Origin of the sequence: Streptococcus halitosis, from assembly GCF_027691175.1 — a bacterium.
In the GTDB taxonomy this organism is placed as follows: Bacteria; Bacillota; Bacilli; order Lactobacillales; family Streptococcaceae; genus Streptococcus; species Streptococcus halitosis_A.
On sequence record NZ_JAQFBD010000003.1, the window covers coordinates 20,317 to 32,420 of the forward strand.

Sequence of the window (12,104 nt, forward strand, 5' to 3'; positions counted from 1 at the left end):
ACCTATGAAAATCCTACTTGCCGAAGATGAAACCCAACTAAACCGTGTTATCACTGTTGCGTTAGAACGCGAAGGCTACAGCGTTGATTCTGTTTTTAACGGACAAGACGCTGTCGAAAAGGCTAAATCTAACCACTATCACCTCATGATTTTTGACATCATGATGCCAATTAAAACTGGAATCGAAGCCCTCAAAGAAATTCGCCAGGCAGGCAATACGACTCACGTCATCATGTTGACAGCCATGGCCGAAGTGGATGACCGCGTAACTGGACTTGATGCAGGTGCTGACGACTACTTGACCAAACCTTTCTCGCTCAAGGAACTCTTAGCTAGACTCCGTTCTACTGCACGCCGCCTGGAAGACTACACCCCGGATACAGTCCAATTAGGAAATACTCGCTTGGATATTGAGGAACAAGAATTGGCTGCTACAAACAGCATTCGTTTAGGGAAAAAGGAAACCCAACTCTTGACTCTCCTCATCCAGCACGCTAACCAACCCCTCAGTTGTCAACAACTACTAGAGCAGGTCTGGCCAGATGAGCTGGAAGAACAGGATCACGAGCTCGTCTTTCTCTATATCTCCTACCTACGCCAAAAACTCCAAAGTGTCCAGTCTAGCTTACAAATACTTGGAGCTGCAGAAGGCCCCTTCCAATTGACAGGAGGTGACTAGATGTTTCGAAAACTTCGTATCAAATTTATCGCAACGGCCACTCTTGCCATTACTCTGATTCTAACCTTCTTTCTAGTCTTGATGAATAGTATCGTCTACACTCAGACGGAGGGTAACATCCACACCGTCCTCTCTATCTTAACCAAGAATGAGGGCGAACTTCCTATTACAGACGAAATCAAGGAAAGTCTGACTGAGAAAAATATCCAAGAAGGAATTGTCTACAATTTTCAATACTTCTCCGTCAGAGAAAAGGAAAATGACTACGCCATCTCCCTCACAAATGTCCAGTCCTTAACTGAGTCTGAAGTCAAAAGTTTTCTCCCAAACATCCTCAAAAAGCAAGAAACTTATGGTTCTATTACTCATAAGGGACGCTATTTTACCTACCAAGTGAGCCAATCTACGACTGGGAAACTACTGGTCTTCTTTGAGACAACTAACTATATCCGCGAACGCGACACCCTACTTCAGGTCTCTATCTGGCTGGCCCTAGCTAGCTTACTCCTCCTCATACTGCTCTTCACCTTGATTTCAGGGATTGTCATTCGTCCTTTTATCAAAAACTATGAAAAACAACGGATGTTTATCACCAATGCAGGACACGAACTCAAAACGCCTCTAGCCATCATTTCGGCCAATACCGAGCTACAGGAGTTAATGGAGGGAGAGACTGAGTGGAGTATCAGCACTAAAGAACAGACGGAACGACTCAACCACCTGATTGGAAGACTCATCCGACTTGCTCGGCTCGAGGAGCAAGAGGATATCAAATTAGCTCCTCAAAATATCTCCGTCATCGCTGAAAAGGTTGCCTCAGATTTTGCTCCTCTCTTTACCAAAGAAGATAAAAAATTTGAAAGTTCTATTGAAGCAGACGTTGTAGAAAAAGTAGCCCAAGAAGAATTTTATGAGCTTCTTAGCATCCTTCTTGACAATGCCCGAAAATACTGCGATCCCGCTGGAACAATTCGCTTGACACTCCAACGCAAAAATTACCTACTACGCAAACGAACCTGCATCACTATTTCTAATGATTACAAGGATGGACAAGCAGCTAATATTAAGCGTTTCTTTGATCGCTTTTATCGTGCGGAGACTTCTCACAACAACCAAACCATATCTGGACACGGAATTGGCCTCTCCATGGCTCAGCATCTCGTCAGCCTATTTAGAGGTAAAATATTTGTCACCTACAAAAAACAAGTGATTACCTTTACAGTCTGGTTATAGCTATAGCTCTTTTACCCTTTATCATTTCATAAAAAAGCGAACAAGTCCGCATTCTAAAAACAGAATACGAGCTTGTCCGCCTTTTTCTATGTCTATGATGTGTTTTTCATATCTCATCGTGCCAAGCGAATACGGGTCACAATCCCATCTGGATCTACCAAATCCAACTCACTCGAATTTAACCACTTGATCGGTGCTTCTAGCTCTTGTGCTTGCTTAACGATGTTCAAAAGTTCCTCCTTGCTTTCGACCTCAAGGACATAGTAGGCCAAGCCCGGCAAGCCTTGTTCACGCGGAGCTAGCCCTTTTCCAGCCCACTCGTTGACAGCCAGGTGGTGATGGTACTGACCAGCCGCTATCCAACTAGCACTAGGAATGCTAAATTTATCTTCTAGCCCTAACACCTTTTGATAAAACTGACTCGCCGCGCGGCTATCCTTCACCGATAGATGGATATGCCCCATTCTCGTCCCTTCAGCTAGGATAAAGGGATCCACCTTTTCCCCTAACTCATAGATATCCTGTGCCGCAAGGGCTTCGGTCACACCGATAATGCGGCCGTCTTCTCGAATATCCCATGAAGACACTGGCTTATCACGGTAGAGTTCAATGCCATTTCCTTCCAAATCCTCTAGATAAAGAGCCTCGCTGTATCCATGATCTGCACCCCCAACCAGAGGAATGCGTAAATCACTTAGGTGTCTCAAGACATCTGCCAAGGCTTTTCGTGTCGGCAACAAAATCGCCAGATGGTAGAGTCCATAATACTCCCTTACTTCCCCTGTCTTTTCTGCCTGAATCAAGTGAACCAAGGCTTTTCGACCAAGTCCCAAAATCGCTTCTGTCTCTGTTTGGGATAAAATCTCCAAGCCAATAATCTGGTGATAAAAAGCCGTTTGACTCGTCAAATCCTTGACATTTAAAACAGCCTCTGCTAGATAAATGTGGCTTTGGTATGCATAAGTCATCGGGTGTCTCCTTTCGTTTGTTGTAACTTAATTAATTACATCAATTATACACTATTGAGATAGAATGTCAACGAAGACAACTCAAAAGAGCTGGAAACCAGCTCTTCTTTTTATTTTACAACAAGCTCGTAACGAGTTTTGCTGGTGAAGGTTTCCCCTGCTTTGAGAATGACTTGGTCTTTGAGGTCGCTGTGAATGGCATCTGGTAAAGCTTGCGCTTCAAGGGCAATCCCATTGTGTTGCACCATTGGCTGACCAGCTATGATGACACTCTCATCCACAAAGTTTGCTGTGTAGACCACAAAGCAAGGGGCCTCTGTCTTGAAAAGTAGGAAGCGACCTGAGTTTTGGTCATAAAGAAAACCAGCATTGTCATGACCTGCAGGAAGGGCAAATGGGTGATCCAAACCAGATACCAACTGGATTTGCTCATCGTCCTCTGCAAAGATGTCCTTCAACAAGGCTCCATTATAGATGTGTTTCACCACATCACGAGTAGCATCTGGAGTCTTAGCCGGAACACCGTCCGGAGCGATTGGGTAAATGCCCTCCGTATTTAGCTGGAAGACATGGCGGTCAATTGTCTGCGTAAAATCACCAGACAAGTTGAAGTAGCTGTGGTTGGTTGGATTGACCAGCGTATCCTGATCAGTCGTTACCTTGTAGCTGACTTCGTAAGCACCAGTCTCTTCCAAGTGATAGCTGATCCAGATCTTGAGATTACCAGGAAATCCTCCTGTCCCGTCTGTACGCTCTGTGTAGAGAGTCAAGCCATGGTCGCTCACCTCTACCAATTCAAACAAGCTCGAATCCCAACCTGTTGAACCACTGTGGTTACAGTTGCTGGCATTGTTGACTTCAAGATTATAGGTCTGACCATTGAGCTCAAATATCGCACCTGCAATACGGCCTGCTACAGGACCTACACTTGCTCCATGCTTGGGACTATTACCTACATAGCTATCAAAATCATCAAAGCCCAAAATCACATTGGCAAAATTTCCAGCCTTGTCAGGTGTGACATAGCGCAAGATGGTCCCACCATAAGTCATAATTTCTAGTTGGTAGCCACTGTCAGTCTCAAAGCGATAGGCCAAGACATCCTTGCCCTCATGATTTCCAAATACACGTTCTGTGTATGCTTTCATTCTTCTCTCCTTTGGTCCATTTCTCTTAAGTAAACAAACCATAGAGAGTGTATTCACCATCTATGGTTGTAGTTTCTATTTTCAGAATCCTTTGTCAGAAAACCTTAAGCAGCTTCTTAACAAAAGGGGATTCTTCTATACTTGTTTTATGCTTCTACACGTTCAGTCCATGAAGTCGCTGTTGTTTGAAGAACCTTGTTGAGTTCGTCAATGTTTTCAAAACCAGTTGTGCGAAGCCATTCACGAGCTGCTGCTTCACCGTCTTTGATGTAGGCTTCAACTGATCCAGCCCATGTTGCACGGCCACAAAGAACGCCGTTGAAGTTTGCGCCTGATTCGTGGGCAAAGACAAGGGTTTCTTGGAAGAGTTTAGCTGACACACCTGCACTCAAGTAGATGTATGGAAGATTTGTTGCTTCGTCTTGAGCTTTGAAGAAGGCTGCTGCTTCTTCGCGTGTATGAACGATTTCACCGTCGCCAAAGCCTTCAACGTATTTGACGTTGACTGGAACTTCCACTTTCAAAACATCGATGTTAAAGCGTGGGTCTGAGAAGACCTTCATAGCACCGATAACCTTGTGTGGTTTCACTTTAGCGTATTCTGCAGAACCTGCATCCGCAATCTTTTCATCGTAAGCCAAGATTTCAAGGAAGAATGGAATGTCTTCCGCCACACACTCAGAACCAATGCGTTCGATGTAGGCTTGTTTTTCTTGGTTGAGTTCGTCAGAGCTGTCTACGTCATAGTAAAGCAAGAACTTAACAGCGTCTGCGCCTTGTTCCTTGATGCGTTTTGCAGACCAAACATCCAAGCAGTCAGGCAAGCGTTTGGTGCTTGTTGTGTCGTAACCAGTTTTTTCATAAGCAAGGAGAAGACCAGCATTGGCATCAAGGGCTTTAGTAGCTGGAAGACCATACTCAGGGTCAAGGAGCATAAATGATGCGTATTTTGTCAATTCATCTGCAACCAATACTTTAAGTTCTTCCATTTGAGCAACTGTTGGCTCTTCCGTTTGGTATTGAGCCATGAGGCGTTTCAAAGCACCACGTTGGTCAAAGGCAAGAGCTGAGATAATGCCGTTCTCGTCAGAGAGTTTTTGCAAGCAAGCTACTTTATTGGGACTTAATTGTAATTTACTCATAGACACTTCCTTATTTTTGATATTCATGAATGATCACACCTTGCACCACACGGTTTACGGTACCAGTAGGAGACGGCGTATCTGGTTTATTTTCTACCTTGAGCGAAGTCAAAAGGGCAAAGAGTTGGGCATATACGATGTAAGGGAAGACACGGTAAATATCGTTCAAGACACCACCACAGCCAAGGGCCACTTCTTTGACATTTTCAAGACCAAAGGCTTGATCACTCAAGAGCACAACACGACGAGCAATCTGGTCACCAGCCACTTCACGAACCAAGTCCAAATCGTACTTGCGAGTGTAGTCTGTCGTTGTACCAAATACCAAAACAACTGTATCTTCGTTGATCAATGATTTTGGACCGTGACGGAAGCCAACTGGGCTTTCATACATGGTCGCCACTTGACCAGCTGTTAATTCCAAAATCTTGAGCTGAGCTTCATGAGCAAGTCCAAAGAAAGGACCAGCGCCCAGGTAGATAACGCGGTTAAAGTCAAGGTCAACCAGCTCTTTAACATCTGCTGCATTGTCTAGAACTTTGCGGGCAAGGCTAGACACAACTTCAAAACGTTCAGTTTTCACAGCAAATTCTGTAGGATCAAAAACCAAGAGAGCTGTTAGCATCATAGACGTAAAGCTAGAAGTCATGGCAAATCCAGCGTCATTAGAAGCAGCTGGTTGCAAGAGCAAAAGATTGCGCTCATCACCATGAGCTTGAAGAGCCAATTTACCTTCTGCAGCACATGTAATGGTCACTTGGTAAAGGTCGTCCACCAAGGCTTTAGCCAAATCAACTGTCGCCACACTTTCAGGTGAATTTCCACTACGAGCAAAGGAAACGAGAACAGTCGCCACATCTTTTTTCAGATAGGTTTCTGGATTGGCTACGATATCAGTTGTCGCAATAGCATTGAAATTCCATTTGCGTTCGTCATAGACTTCCTTAAAGTATGGTACCAAGGTATCTCCCACATAAGCAGAAGTCCCAGCACCTGTCAAGATGACCTTGATATAGTCATGTTTATCAGCGATTCCTTGTAGGAATGCTGCAATTTCTTCCCGTTTTGCTTGATAGGCTTCAAAAGCTTCTTTCCATACATCGGGCTGTTGGTAGATCTCACGAGTCGTGATTTCTGCACCCAGTTCAAGTAATTCTTCTTTTGTGTAATTTAGCATAGAGTTCCTCTAATCTATTGTTGTTTCATTCCTATTGAAAATATGGGAATGGGAGTGACTCCCATTCCCATGTATATTCTATATAAGATGCTCTAAGTCACATCTTATTCATCTTCGTCATCATCGAAGCCCGCTAACAGGTCGTTGACTTTTACGATGCTTTCTGCAGCACGGCTCCTGTAGTCCGCATCTGCACCTGTAAGGCTGGCATTGATAAATTCAATCACCATTGGAAGATTCATCCCTGCGTAGAGTTCAATGTCGCGACCTTCCATGATCAAACGGCTTACCACGTTACATGGTGTACCACCGAGAAGATCTGCAAAGACTAGGAAATCATCCAAACCTTCGATAGCAGCTTCAAATTTAGCAGTAAATTCTTCTGGACCATCTTCTGGAAGAAGAGCCACTGCATGAATGTTGTCTTGTGGACCCATAATCATTTCCGTGCTACCTTTAAGTTCTTCACAGAAACGACCATGACTCACCAAAATTAATGATTTACTCATAAATTATGCGCCCATTCCAAGCAAGAATTTACCGATGAATGAAAGACCTACTGCAAGAACGATAATGATACCGATCGCTTTAGTAGAGTTCATACCTTTCTTACCAAGCAACCAGAAGATAAAGGCAGTAAAGATTGCTGGAAGCAAGCGTGGGAAGATTGAGTTCAAGATGTCTTGGAAGTCAATCATCTTTTCACCGATTGGCAATTTGTAAGAAATCTCAAAGTTGATCATTGTTGCTACAAGAGCACCCATCATGAAGACACCAAGTACAGATGCAGCATCAATCAAAGCTGTCAAAGTACTTTGCATGTTGTTGATAAGGTTAACCCCTTCTTTGTAGGCAAATTCCAATTGTTTCCAACGGAAGATGTCATAAGCAACTGCAACTGCGATCCAAAGGAAGATACCCCATGGTTGGCCAGCGATAGCCATAGTTGCTGCGATAGATCCCATGATAGCAGGTACAAGTGAACCAAAGATTGTATCTCCAAGAGGAGCAAATGGTCCCATCAAACCTGTCTTGATACCGTTAACGGCATCTTTTGAACCCACACCATCTTTTTCTTCCATGGCAAGGTCAAAACCAGCGATAATTGTGTGGAAGAATGGTGAAGTGTTGAAGAATTGAGTATGAACTTTCATCATTTCTTTCAATTCAGGAGTTCCATCCCCATACATTTTACGCAATTGAGGCAAGATCATGTAAAGGTAACCAGAAGCTTGCATACGTTCGTAGTTCCAACCTAATTGGAAAGTAAACAAGCTACGTTTGTTGATTTGATTAAAATCTTCTTTTGTTAATTTGTAATTAGAATTCGTCATCTTCAATTTCCCCACTTTCTGATGGTGTAGAAGGTGCTGCTACAGCAACTTTTTGGCTGTTCTTGAAGTGAACAACTGCAAGGAAGATACCCACGATAGAGATACCGATCATAGACAATCCTTTGAAGTTGTTAACAAAGCCAATTTTTTCAGCAACTTCAGCAGGAAGAGTGCTAATGATACCAGCAACTGCTCCACCAAGACTTTGTACGTTTGAGTAAAGAACAGTCAACATAGCTGTCAAACCAAATCCCATAGCAAGGTAGTGAAGGTTACGTTTAACTGGAAGGTAACGAAGCAAGATTGCAAATCCAAGACCTGGAAGCATACGACCTGCAAGTGTCAAACCGTCTGCAACCCATTGGTATTCTTTAACAAGGTCTACTACTGATTGTACGAAAGCACCACCAAAAGCAAGAGCGAAGAATACTGGAAGGGCACGTGAAAGAGCCCATGGAAGCGCACCAAGTAGGTAGTTGCGTTCGATACCTTTGTAGTCAAAGCGTTCGATCGCAGCATCAATACGGTGTGCAAAGAAAGTAGTTGTCATACGTCCAAGAACGTCGAAGTATGTCAAAAGTGCTGCTACTGGTACAGCGATTGTTGTAATCGCAAGATCTGTATCAATACCTTGAGAGATAGAGAATGCTGTTGCAAGAACCGCACCAGAAGTTGCGTCGATACGAGAAGCACCACCGAAGGTACCAACCCCAAGAACGAACAACTGCAAGCTACCACCGATAAACAAACCAGTTGTCACATCTCCCATGATCAAACCGGTAATGAAACCAGCGAATACAGGGGAACCTGCAGATGAAACGATTGTCAACTCATCACAGATTTGATAAGCTGAGTACAAAGTGAGAAGTAAAATTTGCCACCATTGTATCATAACAATGACCTCCTAAAAATTTTTTCCTATTTTAATAAGCTCAAAAAGTCTGAAACTGGATCATTTGGAACCATTTGAGCAGTGAGTTTCACACCTTTTTCTGCTAGTTTGTGGAAATCTTCCACATCCTTGTCTACCACGTTAATAGAACGTGTGATAGAGCGAGTTTCTGGTGTTTGAGACATATTGCCGACATTGAGTGTTTCAAGCGGAACACCTGCTTCGACCAAACCAAGGAAACGGTCTGGTTTACGTGCAACGATAAAGAGACGTTGGCTATCGTATTTACCAGCAAGGATATTTGCTGCTGCTTTCTCAATTGGCAAGATACTGAGTTTCACACCTGGTGGTGTCGCAAGTTTCAAACCACTCTTTTCAATATCGTTGTTAACAACTTCGTCGTCTACAACCATAATGCGTGAAACATTTAGTTTTCCAGCCCAAAGATTGGCTACTTGACCGTGGATCAAACGTCCATCGATACGGCATCCTACAATTGTCATAAGTTTTCCCCCTTTATGTGTTTTAGTGTAGGTTTACGAGTTAAGTGAATCTCTTCTTTATATTCGCCCTCAGTTTCAAAGATGATGATGCGGTTAGCACCTTCCTTGAGATAACTATGAGGGATATAAAGTGAGAGGGTCGGGCCGACGTTCCAGAAACGCCCTAGGTGACGCCCGTTGACAAAGGCAACTCCCTTACCAAACTCAGACAAGTCTAAGTAGGTATCCTTCGGCTCTTCAACAGTAAAGTCGAAAGCGTAAAAGGCTGGTTGTCCTTCTGTCCATCCTTTTGAAAAATCAATCTTCTCAGGATTATCCAGTGGCAGTGGATATTGTTTCCAATTCAGTAAGAAATGTAGATCCTTGCAGACACCTGTTCGAATTCCTTTACGCTGCGTATCTGCCAAAAACTTATGTCCGTAGTTGACACGCCCCATATTTTCAATCAAGATGTCAATCTCTGAAAAGCCTTCTCGGTTGCCTTGACAGTAGATGTCTTCGCCAATCTCTGTCTGGTATTGAGTAGCAATCCATTGACCATCTACAAAGAGTTGAGCTCGGTCACGTCCATCGATGATACGGAGACGTTCCTCTTCTGCATCCCAACTTGCCTCCGTGCGGTAGAGAAGGTAGCCATAACTTTGACCAAGTTCTTCCATCGCTTTTGGATAGAGGCTTTCAGTAGGACTAGAGAGATTATCCAGGGTTTCAAACAAGGAAACTTTTTCGACCAATGGAATGGACCCTATCTCCATGCTTTCCTTATAGAGTGGTTCCAACTGTGGATACTCTGGGAAGTGGGTTGCCATCATCTTCTTGACTGCTAAGTATTTAGCAGTTGGATTGCCTTCTTCATCGAGAAGGGCATCATAGTCGTAAGATGTGACTTGCGGCAAATCCAGAGTTCCTCGAGCCGAGCAACCATTCATGAAACCAAAGTTTGTACCACCATGGAACATGTAAAGGTTGATAGAGCCTTGCTCCAATACCTCTCGAACAGCTTCTGCCAATTCTTTAGGATCACGAGTGATGATGGGTTCTTTCCAACGGTTGAACCAACCATCCCAGAATTCCATACACATGAGGGGCCATTTCTTGCCATGCTCATCAAAGAATTCCTGCATCTGTGAAAAGTTGTACGGAGCTTTAGAACCGAAGTTTCCTGTCACAAAGAGATCGTCTTCGATCAAGGTTCCGGCTTTCAGAGTAGCCCTCCATGGGCCATCTGAAGTAAAGAGTGGGCAATCAATCCCTCGGTCTTCCATCAATTTCCGAATTGCTCGTAGATAAGACTTATCTTCTCCATAAGAGCCATATTCATTTTCGACTTGCATCATAAGAATGTTTCCACCATTATCCAACAAGCGAGGCACAAGCCTTGGCAATAATTGGTCATAATAGCGAGCAACAGCCTCGATGTAGGCCGGGTCGGACGAGCGAATTCGCATGTCCTTTGTCAAGAGCCAAGCCGGCAAGCCACCAAATTCCCATTCCGCACAGATAAATGGAGACGGGCGTACAATGGCATAGAGACCTAGATCTTGTGCAATTTGAAGAAATCTCTCCAAATTTCTGGCACCTTCAAAATCAAACTCCCCTTCAACAGGTTCGTGTAAATTCCAAGCCACATAGGTCTCGACTGTATTAAAGCCAAGCGCCTTTAAGTTATAGAGAGAATGATACCAATCCTCTGCTGGAATCCTAAAATAATGAATGGCGCCGGACAAAATCTTGAACGGTTTTCTGTCTAAATAGAAATCGTCCTCAATTTTAAATCTGGTCATGTTATTACCTCTGACGAATTAAGTTTGCGCTTTCATTTATTATAATATTAAATATAATCAAATCTTTTGCATTTGTCAATAGGTTTTAGAAAATTCTTTAAAATTTTTCTATTTTTTTACTTACCATTTACCAAAATTATCTAAAAATAGCATGAAAGCGATCTTTTTATGTATGATAATTCACAAGGTTATAAAATGGAATTTTTTACATGTAACATAACATTTTTAGTCTATTATTTTAATTTTTTTTACCTAAATACTACTATTTTGTCTGTATTTATGGTAGAATCAAAATTGGAGAAAGAGAATCGAGGTGAAATTATGGCTATTCCAAAATACCAATATATTAAAGATGAATTAAAAAACAAAATCATCTCTGGTCAATTTGCAAGTGGAGATAAATTTTATACAGAAGCAGAATTGATCGCGATGTATGATGTTAGTTCAATCACTGTTGTGCGTGCTTTGAATGACCTTGCAAAAGACGGCTATATTGTCCGCCAACAAGGGAAAGGGACTTTCGTTTCACGTGCCCGCAAGCACAAACTCGTTGAATTTTCAGATGTCGAAATCTTTGAAACAAAAGACGATAAAGTCACTGTCCTTTCTATCGAGCGTGGAAACAAGCTTGAATACTTAGAGAAACTTGGATTACGTGGAGATCAGTTCTACTACAAAATTGAACGTACCCGTCAAACAAATGGCGTAACTTACATCTACCACACATCTTATATTCCTGAACAATACATCAATGCCAACTATCCAAATCTTGACTATTATAGTTCTATCTATAAACGCTTCAAATTGGATTACCGCATTCACATGAACGATGAACATTTTGAGGAAATCAACGAAATCGCATTCCCAACACCAGAGCATGCTGCTTCTGTACTCGGAATCGATACACAATTTCCAACTGTCTTCCAAACGAAGACTACTAAACTTGAGGCTACTGGCCAAGTCCTCGCCTATAGTGAAACGTATAAGCGAGCAGACTACTACAAAATTAAATTCCTCTCATGTAATCGAGGTCATTAAGAGAAAGCTTGAGCCCAGCTCAGGCTTTTTCTATATTCATTATAGCACGAGAAAGAGGTTGTGAGAACGCTATGAAGGGTTCTTATTTAAGTTAGTAGCGTTTTTACTAAAAACAAGTTAAATATTCGCTTTCTCTTTCTTATTTCTGGAAATAATTTTCTTCTAAATCTTATGATTTCCTCTATTTATTATAGTTCTTATATAAA

12 protein-coding genes are annotated in these 12,104 nt (G+C 42.6%); 3 read left to right on the forward strand and 9 right to left on the reverse strand.

Annotated elements, in window-relative coordinates; genetic code table 11:
- Positions 1-4: 4 nt before the first annotated feature.
- Both PG086_RS07785 and PG086_RS07790 read left to right on the forward strand, forming a co-directional pair.
- The gene (locus PG086_RS07785) at positions 5-679 is read left to right on the forward strand and encodes a response regulator transcription factor (protein WP_109290240.1); all 675 of its coding nucleotides are present in this window, start codon (positions 5-7) and stop codon (positions 677-679) included.
- Positions 680-1,912 carry a sensor histidine kinase gene (locus tag PG086_RS07790; RefSeq protein WP_270748479.1) on the forward strand — a complete coding sequence of 411 codons (1,233 nt, stop codon included), beginning with the start codon at positions 680-682 and terminating at the stop codon, positions 1,910-1,912.
- A 113-nt stretch (positions 1,913-2,025) separates the two neighbouring features.
- Here the strand turns inward: PG086_RS07790 and PG086_RS07795 are convergent, their stop codons facing one another.
- The 9 genes from PG086_RS07795 to PG086_RS07835 all read right to left on the reverse strand — a co-directional run bounded on the left by PG086_RS07795 (position 2,026) and on the right by PG086_RS07835 (position 10,860).
- Entirely contained in the window at positions 2,026-2,880 is an 855-nt protein-coding gene (locus PG086_RS07795) for a VOC family protein (protein ID WP_084872151.1), read from the reverse strand.
- Between the two features lie 110 nt (positions 2,881-2,990).
- Entirely contained in the window at positions 2,991-4,028 is a 1,038-nt protein-coding gene (locus PG086_RS07800; protein ID WP_000649413.1) for an aldose epimerase family protein, read from the reverse strand.
- Positions 4,029-4,174: 146 nt separating this feature from the next.
- Positions 4,175-5,170 carry a tagatose-bisphosphate aldolase gene (gene lacD, locus PG086_RS07805; protein WP_270748482.1) on the reverse strand — a complete coding sequence of 332 codons (996 nt, stop codon included), beginning with the start codon at positions 5,168-5,170 and terminating at the stop codon, positions 4,175-4,177.
- Between the two features lie 10 nt (positions 5,171-5,180).
- On the reverse strand, positions 5,181-6,347 hold the full coding sequence (locus PG086_RS07810; protein WP_270748483.1) for an SIS domain-containing protein: 1,167 nt from the start codon (positions 6,345-6,347) through the stop codon (positions 5,181-5,183).
- A gap of 104 nt (positions 6,348-6,451) precedes the next feature.
- Positions 6,452-6,856: a PTS sugar transporter subunit IIA gene (locus PG086_RS07815; RefSeq protein WP_033629163.1), complete on the reverse strand. Its 405-nt coding sequence runs from the start codon at positions 6,854-6,856 to the stop codon at positions 6,452-6,454.
- A 3-nt stretch (positions 6,857-6,859) separates the two neighbouring features.
- A complete protein-coding gene (locus tag PG086_RS07820) occupies positions 6,860-7,681 on the reverse strand; it encodes a PTS system mannose/fructose/sorbose family transporter subunit IID (RefSeq protein ID WP_000185287.1) in 822 nt (273 codons plus the stop codon).
- The gene (locus PG086_RS07825) at positions 7,668-8,573 is read right to left on the reverse strand and encodes a PTS mannose/fructose/sorbose/N-acetylgalactosamine transporter subunit IIC (protein WP_049520507.1); all 906 of its coding nucleotides are present in this window, start codon (positions 8,571-8,573) and stop codon (positions 7,668-7,670) included. The genes PG086_RS07820 and PG086_RS07825 overlap by 14 nt, the downstream gene beginning before the upstream one ends.
- Positions 8,574-8,599: 26 nt before the next feature.
- The gene (locus PG086_RS07830; protein ID WP_000156959.1) at positions 8,600-9,076 is read right to left on the reverse strand and encodes a PTS sugar transporter subunit IIB; all 477 of its coding nucleotides are present in this window, start codon (positions 9,074-9,076) and stop codon (positions 8,600-8,602) included.
- Complete coding sequence (locus PG086_RS07835; RefSeq protein WP_000196629.1) at positions 9,073-10,860, reverse strand: glycoside hydrolase family 35 protein; 1,788 nt, start codon at positions 10,858-10,860, stop codon at positions 9,073-9,075. Before PG086_RS07835 ends, PG086_RS07830 begins: the two co-directional genes overlap by 4 nt.
- Positions 10,861-11,139: 279 nt before the next feature.
- Between PG086_RS07835 and PG086_RS07840 the strand changes: the two genes are divergently transcribed.
- Positions 11,140-11,898, forward strand: coding sequence for a GntR family transcriptional regulator (locus tag PG086_RS07840; protein ID WP_162279561.1), 759 nt, complete (start codon positions 11,140-11,142; stop codon positions 11,896-11,898).
- Positions 11,899-12,104: the final 206 nt, after the last annotated feature.